The organism is Candidatus Nitrosotenuis cloacae (genome assembly GCF_000955905.1).
Lineage (GTDB): Archaea > Thermoproteota > Nitrososphaeria > Nitrososphaerales > Nitrosopumilaceae > Nitrosotenuis > Nitrosotenuis cloacae.
This window is the reverse complement of the sequence record NZ_CP011097.1, coordinates 35587-54876: the sequence shown is the minus strand read 5'-3', so window position 1 is coordinate 54876 and position 19290 is coordinate 35587. Positions and strand designations below refer to the sequence as shown.

Genomic DNA, 19290 nt, shown 5'->3' with positions numbered 1-19290 from the left:
TAATGACAGCAAATGCCGAAAAGGCAAATAAAATAAGCAATGGCCCAGATGGGTGCAGAGCTGTACCAGTGGCAGATAATAGAGTGTTCCTTATATTGTAGAAATAATCAAGATCAGATTTTTCTGACAGACGATCAGTCAGTAATGGTAAGACTAAAAACTGATCAAGAATTTTTTGATCAAAATTAAATAAAAGGAATTCAGGAATTTGGTCAGATAGGTAGGCACCTATACTCTTGTATATCTGAGTATCTGTATCATAATATAACGGTAGACCTATACTATCATCAAGCAAATATTTCCGATCATTGAAAATTCTTTGAAGTATAGCTTTATTGAAATCATGTTTTAACAATACAATAGAGCTACCGTCTTCCTTTGCATTGGAAACTATGATTCCTTCATGGAGGATCAAATTACGGGATACTGTCGGAGTTTTGTGCAAGACAACAACAAGTTCTTGATTTTTAATTTTTAATGTAGGATCATTAATGCTAAGCAATATGTTGAATGAGGGGTTTATCGATCTGACTTGTTGAACATTGTTAGTTAATTCTGTTTTTTCGTGATTTTCAAATTTTTCAATTATTCCATATGATGATGAAAAGGATGAAATCAAAAGTACCAAAACTAAAGTTGCAGAAATTAATTTCAGATTATTCAAATTTTTCACTCCGATTTTTTTGAAAACATCAGAGTTGATTTTTGGGAATACAGTGCTGTCGACACTAGAAAATCAGCAAATGATGATTCGATTTTTCTTGACATTTACAGTGATTGATCAGCAAAAAATTGACATAAGCAATGAGGAATTTTGAAGAAAAACCTAGTGCCAGTATGGCAAAACCAAGCTAGAACGATACCAGAATGGTGTTTTTATTTTTGATCTGAGATCTAGAAATATTTTTGGAAAAAAATTATTTTGGGCTTGATTTTTGATCAAACAAAAAATATGATCAAAACTCTAGATGATGAATTTTATTTTTAATTTGTAATTTTTCTAACTTAGTTTGGAGATTTTTTACATTGCCTGAAGCATAGATGTTCAATGAGTTTTTTTGTGATGGATGAAATTTTTTATTTTTTAGAATTTGTTGTGCAACAGATACGGCCGGATCCAAAAAAAGAATGTTTGGAAACATTTCTTTGAGTAATGAGTCAAGAAATGGTAGATGTGTACTGGATAGAGTTGCAACATCAATTTTTTTTAAAGAAAAAATATTTTTTAGAACATTTTTTATTTTGCTTTTGCAATATTTTATATCATTAAGGAATTTCCCAGCTTCAACAAGATCAATTAATTCCGTAGAATCTATTTTAGTTATCAAAATATTTTTTGGGATTGTATTAGTGATCTGATTGTTTAGATGTCTGCTATTTATTGTAGCCAAAGTTCCAAGAACCGCAATAGATCCTGTTTTGGTGTATTTTATGGCATCAGGTAGGGGAGGAGACACTCCCAATATGGTATCATTTGTAAACAGATCTGGAAACAAAACGGTTGGGGTATTAGAGCCAACAACTATGATGTCTGGATTAAATTTTTCCTGTAATGTGTGGATTGTGTATTCAATTATTTTCCCAAGTTCTCTGGTATTTTTTGTTCCATATGGATAGTTTTTCTGATCAGCAAAATAAACAATGTCTGCCTTGGTGGTTTTCCGAATTGCTTGTATTACAGACAGTGATCCTAATCCGGAATCAAACACTACAATCTTGCCCATGATCAGCTGTACACCCCCTTGGAATTTACGCTTTGTTAGCTAAATTTACTCTATAGTTGATTATTCTGCACTACCCCAATTAAGAATTAAATCATAAACGATCCCGCATGACCGGCTTCGAGAAAAATTGGGCACGTCAGGAAACTGCAAGTGTGGCAGACAAACTTCGAGACTCTGTCAAGCCACAGGGTGCATTGAAACCAAGAATTCAAACCGCAGTCAACAAACTGCAATTGCAAATCTCAAAAATGGATTCAATGTTAAACAAGTTGCACGAACGTGACGCTCAACTATTCAAACGAATCGTAGCTGCTATGCAACAGCATGATACAAGTGCAAGTCGTGTCTTATCAAACGAACTAGCTGAAATACGCAAAGTCACAAAGATGCTAGGCAATGCAAGAATGGCATTAGAACAAGTACAATTGCGCCTCACCACCATACATGATCTTGGTGATGCAATGGTAGCAATAGGTCCAGCAATGTCGACAATGAAGGGCCTCAAGTCATCACTTGGACGCTTTATGCCAGAAGCAGATGCAGAGCTTAACTCCATGACACAGACACTCAGCGGTTTGATGATGGACTCACTGGCAGGCGATGCATTCAATGTTGGATCCGATGTTTCAAGCGAAGAGACAGAAAAAATCCTCCAAGAGGCATCAGCAATTGCAGAACAGCAAATCGGGGACAGATTCCCATCAGTTCCCTCACCTTCTGGACTTTCGTCCCAATCAAGCTCCTCAACTTACGAGTAAAGCTCTGATCGGCGAATTTCTTTTTGTTTTTCTTAATTACTTGTGTTAAGCTTTTTTGCTTGAACAAAGATCTGATTCCACTCACCCCATAGTCTACCTGTCTGGGTGTTTTGCCTGCTCGGATGATAGCTAGACAAAACAGTGTGTTTTTCCAGTTTTATCACATTTCAATGAAAGAATTTTGCCTTTTTTATGGCTAAAATCCCACATATAGCATCAAACGCAATTCTTCCAAACTACACAATGACATACACATTTTGCAAATATTCCATCTCTTTTCCCAAGCATATTGAACAGTTTTGCACCTTCTGCCTTGTTGACTTGTCATTCGGTGACGCGCACCTAACTATGGTTGTAACATAGCCAATCAATCAGAAAAAGCCATCATGTATGTCATGGTCGGTCGGCTTTGTTGCTAATTTATTATCATATAGTGTTTTTGCCATCCAATCCACGATCTATTATCAGTAAACATTCTTCCTGCTCTGTTTCCGCCATGAGTTACAGGTGCAAGCCAGACAATCAGTATTTTGCCATTAGGATCACCAAAGCTCGGCAGTGGTTTGCCCAGTATTTTTCAGAGGAGAAACGTCGACTTTATTCCGTGAAACTTGTCTAATATGCGAATAAAGTCGAATGCATTTCTTACATTGAGTGATTTTTTATTAAGAATTTGGATTGATGAAGCCGTTGTGACTAGGGCTAATTTTTCAGTCGTATCTTTTTTGTCATGATTATTACTAGTCCAAGTAATGGCAATAGCATAATCATGGGCAGATCAAACTCAGGCAAAGATTTGTCTGGTGAATAGATCTCACCCCAGCTTGCAGGGTTTTGTATGGTAGAATTGTTTTCCGGATATGTGTGTAGTTTGTCCGTATTTTTGTCATATACCTCAAAATAAAATCCATAAACAGAGCTTCTTCCAATCAGATCAGTCGGTATTCGGAATTCATAGCTTGGGTGTGGTATGGGTGTATACCTGTCGTTTGCATCCGATATTGTGCTTATTCCAATGAACTCCTCATGATTTACAACTTTGCTCAAGCCGTTTTTTTTCGAATCATGTCCACCTTGATATGTAATGCTGTGTTTGTCATTGAGGTAGGCCATAAAGCAGTGATCATCCAGATCTGGCTTTGCTGACTTGTTATTTTGAGTATCAAAGCAAACAATTGCATAGTCACCTAGATCATCTTGTGAGTAATCAGTTATCGGATCCAAGAAAATATAGACAAAATCATTCTGGTGTGCACTTCTTAGAACGATCTGAGTATCATTTTCATATTCATACGTATTAAGACTTGATGCCTTCCATTCATATTCATGCGTCCATTTTCCATCAAAGACTATTTTATCCATTATGCCAGAAATGGTTATTGGTATAGGTTCAAATCCAAAGGCGTAGCCAGACTCAAAGATAAGCAAGAATACGCAGAGATATGATATTGTGCGCATACTTGGACAGAAATATCATTATTATCTAATGTTTTCATAATGTGCCAGAATGGAACTAGTTTGTTCAAAAAAATTCCATAATTTCTTTATATAACAACCAGAGAATCTAGTGTAATGAAATTAGGTACTACGACACTAATCCTTGGTGTTGCTCTAACAGTAGTGGCAGGTTTGTTTGGTGCAGCCTCTTTTGGCTTAATTGAAACAAATAATGTCTCTAAAGCTAGTACAACTACTACAGGATTGATCACAGGTCACGTAACTACAATACACAAAGATTCCGCAGGCAATGTAGTTGGATACAGACAATCTGATAATCTAATTGTGAACGGTGGAGAAAATTGTACATTGAAGATGTTGTTTGCAGCAGCAGGCGGTGCTGCAGGAGGGAACAATGTTTGTACAGGTGCAAACACTGCCGGATATAGATGGATTGCAATAGGAAACACTACAAGCAGCTATATTGCAGGTAACACACCAGGTGCTCCATTACCTACAGACACCAATCTTGGAAACCCATACAACAGCACTGCCGCGAATGCAGGTATGGCAAGAAAGTTTGGTAATGTTGGTTTATCAGGTTGGAGTAACTCTACAGGGTCTACCAATGCAGGTACTGCAACTGTAGTGATGTCTGCCACATTCACAAATAATGCAGTTGGAGCTAGAGTTGTAAATGAATCTGGTTTGTTCAACATGACTGACGGTGGCTCAAATCACCAAACAGATGGAATGTTTGCAAAACAAGTGTTCAGTGGAATTTCTCTGAATGCAAATGATTCATTGACTGTTCAGTGGACAATTAATGTAGGCGGAACAAGCACATTCGGTACTGGCGGAAGCTAGTTCTAATAACACCTTTTTCTTTTTATTTTAATTCATCAAATACTGTGAAATATTATCGTGGGTTTCTCTTTGCCTTTCTATATCCATGACTGAATGTCTTGTCATACAGCTTGGAGAACTCGTATGATTTTGGTTGTATCACATCACCAATTATTACAATGGCAGTTCGCGTAATTTTTTCCGCCCAGACTTTTTTGGTAATATCCTGTAAGATGCCGGTGATGATTTTCTGGTCCGGCCAACTTGCCCTATACACTACGGCAGCAGGAGTAGTCTTGGCATATCCACCCTTGATTGCCTCCTTTACTATGTCGGATAACAAGTGCACGCTCAGATAGAAGATCATCGTTGATTTGTGCTTGGCCAATTCAGAAATCTGTTCTGCCTTTGGCACCTTGGTGCGTTTTTCTGCACGAGTTATGATTATGGTTTGAGTAATGCCAGGTAGTGTAAGCTGCAATCCCAATGCAGCAGAAGAGGCCAGAAATGATGTCACACCAGGAACCACTACAGACTCGATTCCATTCTTTTGTAAATTGTCTGTCTGCTCTCGTATTGCACCATATATTGCAGGATCACCATCGTGTAATCGTATTATGAGTTTTCCTTGCATGGCATTGTTTTGTAGAATCTCAAAGATTTCTTCGCGAACAAGTCCTGCAGCATCATGGATTTTGGCCTTTTTGCACATTTTTAGAATCTGGTCTGGAATCAGTGACCCAGAATACACCACAACGTCTGCTTTTTGGAGTAATTTTTTTGCCTTGACCGTTATGAGATCAGGATCACCAGGCCCACATCCAACAAAGTAAACCCTAGACACGCTTTACCACCATTATGGAAAAATATTTTGTAGTCATTGTGCTTTCATTTACCTCACCCAAAGTCATCTTTCGTACTATTTCATTTGGTGTTCCCAAATCCTGTCCTATTGCAAATATTGAATCATCAGAGAATCCAGATTCCTTTAGTAATTTGATGACCTGATCAAAGTATCTGCCGTCTTTGAGAAATATCATGGTGTCACAATTTTTTGCAGTTTCTTTGACTCGCGATAAATCATAGCATGACGGGATGACTGCCATGGTCTCTGCTCCCTCTGCAAGACTAATTCCTGCCTTTGATGCAAATGTAAACATGGAAACAATTCCTGGTATGACATTGATTTTGATCTGCGAATATTTTGTTTGCAGCTCACGATGTAGGTATATCCAGGTGCTGTACAGATATGGATCGCCAACTGTCAGGTAGACTACTTTTTTTCCCTCAAGAACTTTGCTTGCCAAAATCTTGGTGTTTTTCTCCCATGTGGATTCCAATGTATCCTTGTCCTTTACCATTGGGAACACAAGATTCACAATCTCAGGCATTTTTGATTTATCCAAGAGTGATTCCACCACAGAAAGTGCGATGCTTGGCTTGTCCTCCTTTGCCGTAGGGCATGCTATAACATCAGCATTTTGTATTGCCTTGACTCCTTTTACTGTAAGTAACTCAGGATCTCCAGGCCCGCATCCAACACAAATCAAATCATACATTACACATCAAAAAATTTTCCTAGTTAAAAGCGAATCTAGGTCTTTGTTGCAGAAATTATTGTCACAGGATTTCTTGCAAGCATCATAGTACCAGTACTGGTCTTTTTGCTTTTTGATATGGTGACCTGAGTGATATCAATGTCGGCTAGTCCTAGCTTGTATATTACATCCAATACAGCATATAGTGTCTCTATTAGAATAACACCAATTACTATTCTTGCCCCGGGCTTTAGCTTGTCATTACACATACTAACAATATCCTTGGTGTCTCCACCTGTTCCCCCAACAAAGATAGCATCAGCCAATGGCAGCTCAGGAATCTTTTGCTTGGCATCAGATAGAATCAAATCAACATTTGATACGCCAAACTTGGCAATGTTTTTCTTTGTGAGATCTATTGCCTTTGGGTCCACATCTATGGCATAGATCTTGCCCGTCTTTCCTATTTGGAGGCTTGCCTCTACTGTTATGGAGCCACTGCCGCACCCAATGTCATATGTGATATCGCCTTCAGATAGTCTTGCTTTGCTGATTTGTATTACTCGGGCCTCTTCCTTTGTGATTGGAACATCCTCTGTTCTCTCAAAGTCTTCATCTGGAATTCCCGGGGTTTTGTGATTCCACATGTTAAATTGGGTTTAGTGGTATTGCGCCAGTTGTCGGCAAATGTACCAGAGTATATGATAAAATCCACATGAACAAATAGATGAACACATAGCTGCCTATTCCAGTTGTGACTATTTTCTTTCTATCAGATCTTGGCAGTCCTATCTTCATGCCTTTGCCAATTATCGCAGACGCAACAAACACTATAATCATGAATATTATCGATGCCCATCTTCTTTCCTCACCATCGATTGACTCGAACAAAAATGTGGCTGCAATTCCTCCCAGTGCTGCCATGCCTACCCTAATCCAAAACAGCTTGTCCAATAGTTTTTTTCGTCGTGTGATGTCGTCCTGACTGTCTGCTGGCGGTTCTACCTCTGGTGTGTTATTTGTTGGCTCATCAGAGTCTGGCGCCTTTTTCTTTGGGTGCTTCAATGAAATTTCTACGATGACTCTATTGTGTCGGGTTTAAAATGTTTGGTCACACTCAGTTCATTAGTGAGGGTATGTTTGTGAGATCAGTGAATTGTTGTGGGACTAGCTGGAATCGAACTTGCATTTTTGGTCAAAGAAATATCAGACCAGACCAGCGACTATTACGTCAATAACATTTATTCCATAAACCAAAACAGCATTCTATTCAAGTTACACCATCCGGAAAAGCCGGATTTGTTCTTGGTAGTATCATCAATCGGAATATGGTTTACTGGCATCAAAATTGAGGCGCTAGAGCCAAACAAGTTGGTAAAGCGCCTGCGTGATGATCTTTTGCGACTAAAACTAAACAAAATAGAACAAATTGGAGTTGAGCGAATCGCTTATCTGAGATTTTCCGGCTTTGACAAAGAGTTTGTCTTGATTTGCGAGTTTTTTGGAGATGGAAACATTTTGCTGTGCAACAAGGACCTCAAGGTACTAGCACTGCTTCATTCCATTGAGGTTCGCCACAGGGAATTACATGTTGGCTCTACATATGTTCCGCCACCACAAAAAGGCCTAAACATCTTTGATATCACACCAGACAATTTTGCAGAATTAAAAACCGTGTCAACCCCAATTGCAAAGTGGTTTGGCAGAACTTTTGGTTTGCCAACAAAATACGCAGAAGAGATTTTACGAACAGCCAAAATAAATTCGGAGCTAAATGGCCAGTCCATCACGGATGATGATATCTCCAGTATAGTGAGTGCCGCCAAGACCATAACAGGGAATGTTGTCTCTGGCAATCACACGCCAGTGATTGTCAAATCTGGTGAGAATTTGGATGTGTATCCAGTTGTGGTCTCAATTCCAGATTCAGAGCAGGAATCAATTCCAAGTTTTATGGAAGGACTCGACAAGATATTCTCAAAAATCATTCTAGAGAAGGGAAAAGAGACAAGGAGTGGCTCACTAGACAAGAAAATTGCTGATCTTCAATCAAGAATTGATGAGCAAGGCAAAGCCATCATATCGGTAAAGGAAAAGTCAGAAAAAATCTCTAATGTGGCAAAGATTTTGTTTACATTTTCCTCCCAGGGAATAACCAGTCTAACGGATCCTGCAGCCACAGAAATTCTCAGAACCCAAAGTGCTGAGCTGGTAAAAGAGCGGGGCGTTCCTTTCTTGAAAATAAATGACGAAAAAATCCAGATAAAACCAGAGTCATCATTTCCTGCAATAGCATCTACACTATACAATGAGGCAAAAAAACAATCATCTGCAATCGAGTCAATTGAGGCACTGAAGCGAAAAAACCAAAAAGAAATTGACAAGCTCAAATCACAAGCGCAGGAAAACAAAAAGGCAGTTTTCTTTACAGAATTTAAGAAAAAAGAGTGGTTTGAGCGATATAGGTGGTTTTTCACATCGGATGGCCTGCTAGCTATTGGCGGCAGGGACTCGTCATCAAATTCTGCAATAATACGAAAACAGCTTGGCAAAAACGACAAGGTCTTTCATGCAGAGATCTTTGGTTCGCCATTTTTTGTAGTAAAAGATATTCCAGAGTCATTGCCGTTTGACTCGCTAAATGAAGTAGCGCAGGCAACTGTCTGCTTTAGTCGCGCATGGCGAGAGGCAATGCATGGCATGAGTGCATACTGGATAAACCCAGACCAAGTCAGAAAGGGAGCTCCAAGCGGCCAATTCCTCTCAAGGGGATCCTTTGTTCTGGAAGGCCATCGAAATTTCATCAAGGCAAACAATTTGAGACTGGCAGTGGGCATACTGTACCATGATGAGCGATATTTGATAATGTGCGGCCCACCAGAGCCGGTAAAAAAGATCTGCATCTGTTATGCAGTGATTGAGCCTGGTGGATCAGACATTACCGACACTGCAAAGAGATTGCGTGTGGAATTTATCAAACTGCAAGAAGACATTGCAAAACAGTTTGACATTGATGATTTTGTGCGTGCCCTGCCTGCAGGCGAGAGCCACATAACAGAGACAGGTAACACCAAAGTTGAATCCCCCTAGATTTATTGTAGACTCGATGCTTGGAACGATTGCAAAAAAGCTTCGAATGCTTGGATTTGACACGCATTATTATAACACAATCAACGATGATGATCTTATCACATCTGCCAAAAAAGAAAATAGAATCATAATAACAAAGGATTACATTCTTGTAGCCAAGGCCGCAAACCAAGACATACCAACAATTCAGATTTTCACCATTACCGAAAAGGAACAACTAGTAGAGATTACACGTAAGATGAGCTGGAAAAAGCTAACATTGGACAATCCCAGATGTTCCATATGTAATGGTATATTGCAAAAAACATCAAAACAAGATATAATTGGAATTATTCCGCCAAAAGTAGCCGAGTCTGTGCAAGAGTTTTGGCAATGCGATAAATGCTCTCACATCTATTGGGTGGGAACTCATATTAGAAACTTGGAAAGATTAATCGCAGAAATCAATGACACGCTATGATATTTCAGATGAGGATGGCAAATTCCTAGTTTCTACTGCAAGAAAAATAGTTACAGAGTTTCTCAGGTCCGGTCATAAACCAAGACTAGACAAAGATGTGGAATCAAAATTATCATTTGATGTTGGGATTTTTGTCACACTAAACTCAAATGATGATCTTCGCGGTTGCATTGGATTTCCCCTGCCAAAAAAGCTATCCCAAGCACTGCCAGAGGCAGCAATTGCTGCAGCAACCGAGGATCCAAGGTTTTCTCCAGTAGAACCACACGAGCTTGACAGCATAACATTTGAGGTTACCATTCTTACTCCACCAGCTGAGATCACAGTTGATGATCCGCAAGAATTACTATCAAAAATCAAAGTAGGGCGGGACGGTCTGATCATAAAACAGGGGTATCACTCTGGTCTGCTCTTGCCTCAGGTACCAGTGGAATATGGATGGAGTGAGGAAAAATTCCTGGAACATACGTGTCAAAAGGCAGGCCTGCCCTCAAGCTGCTGGAAGGAAAAAGGCACTCAAGTATTTTCATTTGAGGGAATAATCTTCAAAGAAGAAAAACCAAACGGCATGATAATACGGGAAAAGCTATAGCATACCAGAATCAGTATCCAGTATTAGATTGGTTCCATTTTGCAATTTATCATATTCCTGATCAGTCGCAATCACTAGTGGTATGTTTGCTAGTGCACACCCAGATGCAACTGTGAGATCAACTTTTTTGCAGATCATCGCAGACGGCGCAGAATAGTTTGATTTTATTGAATAAATCGTGTATGCACCGACACTGCTTCCAACTCCGTTTGGAAAAACAAGGATGGAATCCTTCATTGGTATGTTATACAAGTCGTGCTTTGAGTCATGGATGGTTCCAGTTTTTTTGTCGACAGTTCCCAGAAAATTAATCGGCGTGTTTGTTTTTAGTATTTTGCCTTGTGCTCTTCCTGAAACTATAACTTTCATTTTGTCTCATCAGATATGATTTGTGATAGTGGCTTTAGGTTCACGCCAACGCCGTTTGAGTTGTTCAGATAGTATGCTCCCTTGATGGAATTTGTCGTAACGGAATCAAATTCATCCTTGTCAATTAGCGGTGAAAGACACGTGCAGCAATCAGATAGTATCTCGCATCCAGCATGCTCTATTTCGTTGGTGTATCCAAGGGTTCTGGCCTGCTCTTGCACTGTTCTTGGGCAAAAAACCATGCAACGCTTTGAGAATTCTCTGCCCTTTAGCATCATGGAAAGGTCTGCCATCTCTGAGAGTCCAAGCTGTGGGCTACCCAGAGTTATGATGTCTCCCTTGTCGGCAGTGTTTAGCTCATCGTGTATTTTTTGCATCTCTTTTTTATCAAAATCAATTTTTTCCGAGCCTGTCTGCTCACCTAGGATGAACTTGCCACATCTCCCAGAGGTTCCCATTCCACCACAGAGTGCCTTGCATTTGCGCCTATCCATGCCTGACACACCGGAGAGATTTACTGCATTGTCTGCTATTTTGCCTGCAAAATATCCAAGCATCCCAAATGCAAGCTCGTTCGGGTTTTGCACCTTCATTTGAATGGTTAGGTTTGGCGTATCATCGATTCTCAGATCAGAGTATGGGCTCTTGCCAGTCAGTGCACTTGCAAGGGCGGAAAATGCGCTTTCCTTGTTTGTTTTAAGATTACCAATTGAATTTGCATAGATTGCCGCATTGGATTCTGCAAATGAGACCTGCGTTCCTTTTTGCGGAAGATCAAATATTTCATATGGAATGCAGGAAAAAGATGGAATGACTCCCATTTTTTTGTAAGAGTCCGCAATGCTTTTTTGTTTTAGAATGAATTCATCAGACAAATTATACCTTGAAACACTATCAAAGTCAAACCCCATCGGGTTTACCGTAGTCATTACCTTTACTTTGGCATCCTGTGATAGCTTGGACAAAAATTCCTCTCCTGCATCACCTATTGTGTTATAGTTCACGCCAGAAAGATGCGCCCACTTGATTGGAACCAGCTTTTGTGCATTTGTTGCCTCGCCTGTTGCAACCAAAATTCGGTATGCAGTTTGCAGTGTTTCTCCAAACTCTCCCTTTAGTGCAAGCTCTTCTTCCCTTGTCAGCTCCATGGTGTGATTGTATGGCTTGGCACTAAAATACTTCTTGCAGGATTATTATTTGGAATCATCACATCAAAAACAATGGAGCGAATTCTTTCTGGCATGATGGATACGATGAATTCTGTCAAGCCACCAAGAATGACTGCACTAAGAGAGCTGCGCGAATCGGAAAATGGAGATCCATTTGCCATACTGATTGGAACAATTTTGTCTGCCAGAACAAAGGATGAGAACACTGCAAGGGTAGTGAAATCATTGTTTTTGCGCTACAAAACAGCAAAAGAGCTGGCAGGCGCCAAAGTAAAGAACGTTGAAAAAATAATCCACTCCATTGGGTTCTACCACGTAAAGGCAAGACGAATCATTGATGTTGCAAAGATAATTCACGCCCAATACAAGGGAATGGTGCCAAAAAATATGGATCAATTGATCAGTCTGCCAGGAGTTGGAAGAAAGACGGCAAACTGTGTTTTGGTTTATGCGTTTGAAAAGCCCGCCATCCCAGTTGACATTCATGTGCATCGAATATCAAATCGGTTGGGCCTGGTAGAGACAAAGACGCCAGAGCAGACAGAAGAAGAACTAGTATCAAAGATTCCAAAAAAATATTGGCTTCGAATCAATGACACGTTTGTCATGTATGGCCAAAACATCTGCAAGCCAATCTCTCCAATGTGTGACGTTTGTAAAATTAAAAAATTCTGTAAATATTATTCTACGAAGCGCGACGTTTAGTTAGTAATAAAAATCCAATCAGCGCACCAACACCGCCTGCCACAAAGAACGGATAGTAATGGAATGGATTCTTTGATGCATCACCAGACAAAACATCTACTATGAATGTGCCAGAGTTTATTGCTGGAGGATCCGTTGGTTCATTCATTCCATATACTGAATAGCTACCAACTACAAAATTTTTCAGATCAATGCCGCTGACTACAATTCTTTGGCCATTATTTACCGTGATTCCTTGTGCATCTCCGTATCCTGCAATTATTTTGGCGCCATCAAACCAGCCATTTTTGTCGATTCGTGTTGCAGGAAGATAGCCTTCCTCTGGAAAGTTTAGCGCAACCCAGAACTTTCGCTCAGGTGGGCTGCCCATCCCAATTTCTACAAACTTGTTCTCTATGTTTACGTCATACAATCTTAGTATGGCATTGCCGTTTGGGTTTGCATACAGCAGATCGTTTTGTATTGTAATTTGCCAAGATACTGGGTGCTCGGCCTTTAATGGTATTATTTTTGCGTCCTCTCGTACTTTGTTAAAGTCCTGTGGAGAAACGCTGATTGTTTCCAGCAATAGTGAAGGATTTGCGTATTCCTGTGCATAAACAGGTATTATCAGGCCTACAAGAAATAATAAAATCAAAAGTTTCATTCTACAAACGGTTTTTTGTATGACTGGATTACCTTGACTACTTCGGGCCTCATGATGTATTCTGATGGAGACTGGCCCTCATCAATAATGGATCGAAGCTTGGTTCCGCTAATTTGTTCATGAAAGTCTGGTGAGTGTGGACATGCTCGCTCGTTTGTAAATGCAAGGCATTTTTTACAGTAATAAAATGCCGGGAAAAACAATGGCTTGATGTCTAGATCTGGATAGTCAGAGAAAATTTCTTGTGCGGCAAATGGTGAATAATATTTTCCAACCCCTGCATGATCTCGACCTATTATGATATTGGTGCAACCATAGTTTTGTCTCATTATTGCGTGGTGGATTGCCTCCTTTGGTCCTGCATAGCGCATCTCGGTGTGCAGGGTAGCTAGTGAGCACCTATTTTTTGGATAATAGTTGTTAATCATGGCAATGTATGATTCTAGTATTACTTCATCGACAAAGTCACCAGATTTTTTCTTGCCAATCAGTGGATTTACAAAAACTCCATCACATGAAAGAAAGGATTCCTTTTGTAGCATTTCATGCGCTACGTGTGGCGGATTTCTTGTCTGAAATGCAGCTATGCTCTTCCAGCCGGCATCTGAGAATGCCTGTCTTGTCTGAGTTGGTGTGAGTCGGTATTTTCGGATTGGATCGTCTCCTGGCCTTTTGGTATAGTCAATTTTGCCGCCAATCAGATATTCCTTCATGGAATTGGTCTTTGCAACACCCGGATGAGCTATATCGGTTGTGCCGTACACTGCCTGGGATGTCTTGGTTTTATCAAAGGTGTATGTCTCTTCCACATGTAGTACGGCAAATTCCCCGTGTGTTGTCTTTAGTGCAACATCGCCTGCGTCCTTTGCCTTTTGTGCAGTTTCCTTGTCCACATTCAATACAATAGGTACGGTCCATGGTAGATCGTTTGCTAATCTTCCTTTGGATATGACTCCATCAAAATCTGCTTTTACCAGAAATCCTTCCAGTGGGCTAAAGATTCCATCTGCTATATTTTCAACATCGTTTGCCAGATCTTCTGAAATAGAAATGGAAAACATTCCGGCTGTATTTTTTTGTGCGATTCTATTTACCAGCTTGCCGCCGTGTGCTTTGATTGGGTTCATGTCTTGTGATCCATGTGTAGGCCACACTCTTTATGTGTATCAGATTCCCACCACCATCTTCCTGCTCTTAGATCCTCCCCCGGCTTGATTGCCCTGGTGCATGGCTCACAGCCGATGCTGGGGTATCCCTGATCGAGCAACTTGTTGTATGGTAGGTTTTTCTCCTTGATGTATGATAGTACTTGGTCCCAACTCCAGTCAATGATCGGATTTATCTTGACTATTCCGCCGTGAAGCTTATCAATTTCCACCATTGCTGCCTTGGAGCGATTCTCGTTTTGGTCCTTTCTTAGTCCAGTGACCCAAGCATCAAGGGTTGAGAGAATCTTGTTTAGCGGTCGTACCTTTCGTATTTCACAGCAAAGCTTTCTGTTATCTACGCTGTCATAGAAGAGATTGATGCCCTTTGTGCGGACCATTTGCTCTACTTGTGTGGTGTCTGGGAACATTACCTCAAAGTTGATCTTGTATTTTTTAGATATTGCATCCATCACATCATATGTTTCCTGGTTTAGTCTGCCCGTATCTAGTGTGAAGAATCTGGCCTTTGGGTTTACCTTGATTATCATGTCTGTAACTACGCTGTCTTCTGGGCCAAAGCTTGAGGCTTTTGCTATTTTGTCGCCAAATGTATCATATGCCCATCTTAGTGCGTCCTCGGGCGTTTTTAGTGAGAGGTTTATCTTGTCAATTTGTTCTTGTGTGTACAATCATCTCTGATGGCCGGAATTTGTCTTATAATTATTTGGAGGTCTGGCATATCAGAATTATAAGCCGGCTTTATTCATGAGAAAAAATGAACGAGCTTGCATTCGTGGTTGTTTTTCCGTCAATTTTTGCCAAAAACAAGAAGACTCTGCTAGTATCAAACATCAAAAAAATTCTAAAAATTCAGAATCAGCAATATAGCAAAATTACGACAGACGATGATCTCATAATAATAGATGCAAACGATCCTGTCTTTGCATCATCTGCTATCAATCTGTTATTTGGGATAGAACAGGTCTCTATCGCCAGACGAGTTGAGAACAAGTTCAATATCGTGGTTTCATCAATTGGAAAGATTGGCGCCAACCTTTTGCTAAAAGGAGAAACATTTTATGTCAAAGTGGAGGGCCGTGCCTCTGGTTATTTGCCAAAAGATGTAGAGATTGCTGGCACCTCATCACTGATTGATAAAGTAGTTGACATGGAGTGCAGGCCAGGCACCGAGCAAAAACATGACAAGCTGATTCATTGTTATTTGACTGAGAAAAATGCATATGTTTCCATATTTTTGGAAAAAGGCCATGGTGGAATTCCGTACAATTCACAGGAACAACAAGTCTTGTGTTGTGTGTATGATGAGATATCTGCAATATCATGCCTTGAGGTAATCAAACAGGGATTTGATGTCAGGATTGTGGTTTGCTATAATACGGATTCAAATTTGATGGAGCTAGTCAAGATCACAAATAGAATAATTCCAAGAATGCTAAGCCAAAATGTCACACTAGACTTTATTAAAATACCAATCAAACAAGACACTGCAAGGACAATTCAACAAAAGACCCTGCTTGTAACTGAAATCTTGTGCAAGATGGCAAAAAAGCTGCACATTGGCAAAATCGGCCTTTCACTATCTCCGCTTGCATTTCCTGCCTGGCTAATTGAGCAAAACCTGAATATCATAGTAAAAAACAAGCTCACACCATGGATTGTACTTGCAGGCCTGGACCACTCCATAATAGAGACTGCAAAGGAGATAGGCCTTGGCAAATATCTGCACAAAATAGAAAAATTTGGGGCATTAAAATTCACGCAGGCAAAAATTGATCAAACCAGCATGGCGCAAAGTGCGATAAAGACTCATCAGTCCATAACGATAAAGCTGGGCCCAAATAACATTCATGACATTTTGGATTCCATAAAGCACTGAAAATTTATTGCACTCGCTTTGATGTGTTACTGTGAAAAAGATAGGCCAGTTCATCTATTCGTGGGGAAACGGACACTATTCCCGAATGATGTCACTAAATGAGGAGCTTCCCAACTTTATCAAAGAATATGAGGCTCACTTTTCCAGCAAGGAAGAGATTTACCAAAAACTACTCAAAAGATTCCCCCAAGAAAACGTCCACGAAATGCTCATGCCTACACCAATTGACGGAAAATATGGTCCTGATGTGTTCTTGTCAATGGTAAACACGCTATTGCCGATAAAGGGCCATCCATCGGTGGTCAGCCAAGTTACTAGCTATTTGAGAAAAGAGCGCCAACTGTTTGATTCACAGAAATTTGATCTGGTCATTAATGATGGCGATATGGGCCCAAACATTTTGGCAAAAAACAGAAACATTCCATCAATATTCATCACAAACCAGTTCAGGCCAAGACTTTGGAAGTCAAGATTTTACTTTTATCCTGGAGTGTTATTTGTTGCAAAACAGATTGCCAAGGCAACAAAAATCATAGTTGCAGATTCCCCACCTCCATATACCATATGTGAATATAATCTGAATTTTCCAGAAAAAATAAAGAAAAAAGTAATCTATGCCGGACATTTTGCATCGGACAAAAAAATAACTCGTACAAAAACAGATCTTGAGCAATTAATCAGTGGGAACAAGTTTGGCTATTGGATGCGAACCGGCAACAAGTCTACAAACAGCATTACTGGCAGAAAGTACGAAGATGCATTCAGAACAGAGCAAATGAAAAACGAAAAGCGAATCATCTCTCATGCCACGGCAGATCCATCAATTGATAGTGTAAAAGGAAAGGACGGCAAAAACTATTCCATCTCAGAGGCACTAGAAAAGAAAATCGACTGGATTCAGATTGATGTTGGATTTTTATCAGAGTCTGAAAAGGAAAGCACACTAGAACAGTGTGACTATGCCGTGATCAATGGATCCCACACAGTAATGGGTGAGATAATTGGTATCAAGGGCAAGCCAATCATTGGCATTCCCGTATATGATGAGCAGACAAACCAGATCCAGTGGGTGCAAGAGCACGGACTGGGAGTTTCTGCAAAAAAGACAAAGCAGGTCGTCTCTGCAATAACACATCTAAGGACAAACTACAACAATTTTGAGGAATCCATAAAACAATTCCAAGCTAATTTTGTTGCAAATGGTGCTAGGACTACTGCCAAGCTAGCTGCAGAAATGCTCGAGTCAAGATAAGAGATAATAGCTTTTTTGATCATTCCAAAATAGTCTGGTACGCGGTATTTCGATGGGCGAAATGACCGAAAGGGATGATGACATAATCCGCGTACCAGATCTTACCATACTATTTCATCATGCCAGTGCGAACGCTTTTATGGAAAAATTCTCTGGCAAACTCATTGGTTAATTGCCCAGAATGTGTAGCAAGAGAACGCAAGGCAGTAATTGAGCGAGAGGCTGCCGAAGGAAGCCAAGAAGGACTCCAAAAGCTAATCGAGCAAATTGAGATTCCTATGAAATTCGACCCAGTAACAAAGCATTACATCTGTAAAAGATGTGGCCTATACGCCACACGCGAGCAGGTAGGCGACATTCGAGAAAAGGTAAACAGACGAGACCCCACCAAAGAGGACAAGCACTATGATTATTTGGACTGGTGGCAAAAAAGCAAAAAAGACAAAGTCTAGGTGGTAATGATTCTTGGTCAAAAAGAAGGACGAGCTCCCAGACTGGGTATTAGATGACATAAAAAACGCAAAATTCGCAAAACCTGAACCGCTAATCAGGATGGGATATATTTTAGAAATTTACGAGTCTGATAAAAAAATTGATGCACAGTTGTATGAGGCAGTAGAAGACGGACGTCACATCGTAACGCTGGATCTGCCAAAAAATGTCAAGGCATCCGAGTGCCAGACCGGCGTTGTGTATGAGTTTGGAATCAGTATGTAAGGGCACCGCTTGCAAAAAAGACAATAGAATTCCTAAAAAAGGAAAAAGAAATTGAAATGGCGGCAATTTATCAGTTTGAGCTGCAAAAGCTGACATTGATGGATGTTGCATCGGATGACATGTCTGGCGATTCCGAAGAATAGAACTATTTTTGCAGTTTTCTAAATGCCGCACCCATTATAGGATTTATCACAAATGGAATGGTGTGCTTGAGCCAGACTCCAATTCGCACTATACCTGGCACTATGATTTCAAGGCGTGATGACTCTGATGCCCTAATGATTGCATTTGCCACAGTTTTTGGATCAAGTGATGTTGGTGAATATTTCGGCATTTTTGCGAAAGATTCGTGATCAAAGAAATTAGTTCTAACCATAATGGGACTAACAACAGTCACTCCAATCTTTGTGCCCCTTAGCTCGTGCTTTAGTCCTTCAGAAAAGCCAAGCATGGCAAACTTTGATGCGCAGTATGGAGCAATTCCCGGCAAGCCAAAGGAGGCTGCAACGGATGCCACATTTACGATGTGTCCAGAGTTTTGTTGTTGTAATATGGGAAGAAAGTTTTTTGTGCAATATATCATGCCAAAATAATTAGTCTGCATTTGTGATTCAATTTGCTCAATGGTAAGGTTTGCTACTGTACCATAAATGGCAAATCCCGCATTGTTTACCAAAATGTCTATTTTGCCAAACTTTTCTAAAACTGCATCAGACATTTTTTTGACAGACTCTTTATCAGATACATCACATGGACAGACCAAGACTTCTGTGCTGAACTGTGCAAGTGATTTTTGTAGTTCTTCTAGCTTTTCCTTTCTTCTGGAGATTATGGCTAGCTTTGCACCTTTTTTTGCAAATTCAATGGCAGCTGCCTTGCCAATTCCACTTGATGCGCCAGTTATGACAACTATTTTGTCTTTGAGTGGCATGTTTTGTGAGA

The 19290-nt window shown here is 40.2% G+C and carries 22 protein-coding genes; 10 read left to right on the top strand and 12 right to left on the bottom strand.

All coding sequences use genetic code 11. From position 1 onward, the window contains the following. Nucleotides 1-956 precede the first annotated feature (956 nt). Complete coding sequence (locus SU86_RS00320; protein WP_048186735.1) at nucleotides 957-1724, bottom strand: glutamate racemase; 768 nt, start codon at nucleotides 1722-1724, stop codon at nucleotides 957-959. A gap of 107 nt (nucleotides 1725-1831) precedes the next feature. On the opposite strand from SU86_RS00320, the gene SU86_RS00315 reads away from it, so the two are divergent. Then, on the top strand, nucleotides 1832-2482 hold the full coding sequence (locus tag SU86_RS00315; RefSeq protein ID WP_048186733.1) for a Snf7 family protein: 651 nt from the start codon (nucleotides 1832-1834) through the stop codon (nucleotides 2480-2482). 702 nt (nucleotides 2483-3184) lie between these two features. Here the strand turns inward: SU86_RS00315 and SU86_RS00310 are convergent. Next, nucleotides 3185-3940: a hypothetical protein gene (locus tag SU86_RS00310; protein ID WP_048186731.1), complete on the bottom strand. Its 756-nt coding sequence runs from the start codon at nucleotides 3938-3940 to the stop codon at nucleotides 3185-3187. A gap of 114 nt (nucleotides 3941-4054) precedes the next feature. On the opposite strand from SU86_RS00310, the gene SU86_RS00305 reads away from it, so the two are divergent. Further along, nucleotides 4055-4786, top strand: a complete 732-nt coding sequence (locus SU86_RS00305; RefSeq protein WP_048186729.1) for a hypothetical protein — start codon at nucleotides 4055-4057, stop codon at nucleotides 4784-4786. Between the two features lie 52 nt (nucleotides 4787-4838). Here SU86_RS00305 and cobM read toward each other — a convergent pair whose 3' ends face one another. From cobM to SU86_RS00285, 4 genes are read right to left on the bottom strand one after another with little or no spacing between them, the layout of a single operon-like run. Beyond that, nucleotides 4839-5609, bottom strand: a complete 771-nt coding sequence (gene cobM, locus SU86_RS00300) for a precorrin-4 C(11)-methyltransferase (RefSeq protein WP_048186727.1) — start codon at nucleotides 5607-5609, stop codon at nucleotides 4839-4841. Next, nucleotides 5602-6324, bottom strand: a complete 723-nt coding sequence (gene cobI / locus SU86_RS00295; protein ID WP_048186725.1) for a precorrin-2 C(20)-methyltransferase — start codon at nucleotides 6322-6324, stop codon at nucleotides 5602-5604. The genes cobM and cobI overlap by 8 nt, the downstream gene beginning before the upstream one ends. A 35-nt stretch (nucleotides 6325-6359) precedes the next feature. Further along, nucleotides 6360-6950, bottom strand: a complete 591-nt coding sequence (gene cbiT / locus SU86_RS00290) for a precorrin-6Y C5,15-methyltransferase (decarboxylating) subunit CbiT (protein WP_048186723.1) — start codon at nucleotides 6948-6950, stop codon at nucleotides 6360-6362. Nucleotide 6951: 1 nt separating this feature from the next. Further along, nucleotides 6952-7368: a hypothetical protein gene (locus tag SU86_RS00285; protein ID WP_148550681.1), complete on the bottom strand. Its 417-nt coding sequence runs from the start codon at nucleotides 7366-7368 to the stop codon at nucleotides 6952-6954. A gap of 96 nt (nucleotides 7369-7464) precedes the next feature. Between SU86_RS00285 and rqcH the strand changes: the two genes are divergently transcribed. The 3 genes from rqcH to SU86_RS00270 are packed head-to-tail and all read left to right on the top strand — an operon-like array spanning nucleotide 7465 to nucleotide 10445. Next, nucleotides 7465-9393 (top strand): ribosome rescue protein RqcH, encoded by a 1929-nt coding sequence (gene rqcH, locus SU86_RS00280; RefSeq protein WP_048186720.1) that lies wholly within the window; start codon nucleotides 7465-7467, stop codon nucleotides 9391-9393. A 16-nt stretch (nucleotides 9394-9409) separates the two neighbouring features. Continuing rightward, entirely contained in the window at nucleotides 9410-9853 is a 444-nt protein-coding gene (locus SU86_RS00275) for a Mut7-C RNAse domain-containing protein (protein ID WP_048186718.1), read from the top strand. Beyond that, on the top strand, nucleotides 9840-10445 hold the full coding sequence (locus SU86_RS00270; protein ID WP_048186716.1) for a TIGR00296 family protein: 606 nt from the start codon (nucleotides 9840-9842) through the stop codon (nucleotides 10443-10445). The genes SU86_RS00275 and SU86_RS00270 overlap by 14 nt, the downstream gene beginning before the upstream one ends. Here SU86_RS00270 and SU86_RS00265 read toward each other — a convergent pair. Together SU86_RS00265 and SU86_RS00260 are read right to left on the bottom strand one after the other, a co-directional pair. Further along, nucleotides 10440-10814 (bottom strand): aconitase X swivel domain-containing protein, encoded by a 375-nt coding sequence (locus SU86_RS00265; RefSeq protein ID WP_048186714.1) that lies wholly within the window; start codon nucleotides 10812-10814, stop codon nucleotides 10440-10442. The genes SU86_RS00270 and SU86_RS00265 overlap by 6 nt on opposite strands. Beyond that, a complete protein-coding gene (locus tag SU86_RS00260; RefSeq protein ID WP_048186712.1) occupies nucleotides 10811-11962 on the bottom strand; it encodes an aconitase X in 1152 nt (383 codons plus the stop codon). The genes SU86_RS00265 and SU86_RS00260 overlap by 4 nt, the downstream gene beginning before the upstream one ends. 72 nt (nucleotides 11963-12034) lie before the next feature. Between SU86_RS00260 and SU86_RS00255 the strand changes: the two genes are divergently transcribed. Then, the gene (locus tag SU86_RS00255) at nucleotides 12035-12688 is read left to right on the top strand and encodes an endonuclease III domain-containing protein (RefSeq protein ID WP_048188961.1); all 654 of its coding nucleotides are present in this window, start codon (nucleotides 12035-12037) and stop codon (nucleotides 12686-12688) included. Here SU86_RS00255 and SU86_RS00250 read toward each other — a convergent pair. The 3 genes from SU86_RS00250 to SU86_RS00240 are packed head-to-tail and all read right to left on the bottom strand — an operon-like array spanning nucleotide 12669 to nucleotide 15171. Further along, on the bottom strand, nucleotides 12669-13334 hold the full coding sequence (locus SU86_RS00250; RefSeq protein ID WP_048186711.1) for a hypothetical protein: 666 nt from the start codon (nucleotides 13332-13334) through the stop codon (nucleotides 12669-12671). The genes SU86_RS00255 and SU86_RS00250 overlap by 20 nt on opposite strands. Further along, entirely contained in the window at nucleotides 13331-14461 is a 1131-nt protein-coding gene (gene sat, locus SU86_RS00245; RefSeq protein ID WP_048186709.1) for a sulfate adenylyltransferase, read from the bottom strand. The genes SU86_RS00250 and sat overlap by 4 nt, the downstream gene beginning before the upstream one ends. Beyond that, nucleotides 14458-15171: a phosphoadenylyl-sulfate reductase gene (locus tag SU86_RS00240; protein WP_048186707.1), complete on the bottom strand. Its 714-nt coding sequence runs from the start codon at nucleotides 15169-15171 to the stop codon at nucleotides 14458-14460. The genes sat and SU86_RS00240 overlap by 4 nt, the downstream gene beginning before the upstream one ends. 86 nt (nucleotides 15172-15257) lie before the next feature. On the opposite strand from SU86_RS00240, the gene SU86_RS00235 reads away from it, so the two are divergent. The 4 genes from SU86_RS00235 (at nucleotide 15258) to SU86_RS10005 (ending at nucleotide 18348) form a co-directional block, all read left to right on the top strand. Continuing rightward, on the top strand, nucleotides 15258-16379 hold the full coding sequence (locus SU86_RS00235) for a THUMP domain-containing protein (protein WP_048186705.1): 1122 nt from the start codon (nucleotides 15258-15260) through the stop codon (nucleotides 16377-16379). Nucleotides 16380-16410: 31 nt separating this feature from the next. Further along, nucleotides 16411-17631 (top strand): glycosyl transferase, encoded by a 1221-nt coding sequence (locus tag SU86_RS00230; protein ID WP_048186703.1) that lies wholly within the window; start codon nucleotides 16411-16413, stop codon nucleotides 17629-17631. 164 nt (nucleotides 17632-17795) lie between these two features. Further along, nucleotides 17796-18083 carry a hypothetical protein gene (locus tag SU86_RS00225; protein ID WP_082096261.1) on the top strand — a complete coding sequence of 96 codons (288 nt, stop codon included), beginning with the start codon at nucleotides 17796-17798 and terminating at the stop codon, nucleotides 18081-18083. 13 nt (nucleotides 18084-18096) lie between these two features. After that, the gene (locus tag SU86_RS10005) at nucleotides 18097-18348 is read left to right on the top strand and encodes a hypothetical protein (RefSeq protein ID WP_236687702.1); all 252 of its coding nucleotides are present in this window, start codon (nucleotides 18097-18099) and stop codon (nucleotides 18346-18348) included. Between the two features lie 145 nt (nucleotides 18349-18493). Here SU86_RS10005 and SU86_RS00215 read toward each other — a convergent pair whose 3' ends face one another. After that, a complete protein-coding gene (locus SU86_RS00215; protein WP_048186699.1) occupies nucleotides 18494-19279 on the bottom strand; it encodes an SDR family oxidoreductase in 786 nt (261 codons plus the stop codon). Nucleotides 19280-19290: the final 11 nt, after the last annotated feature.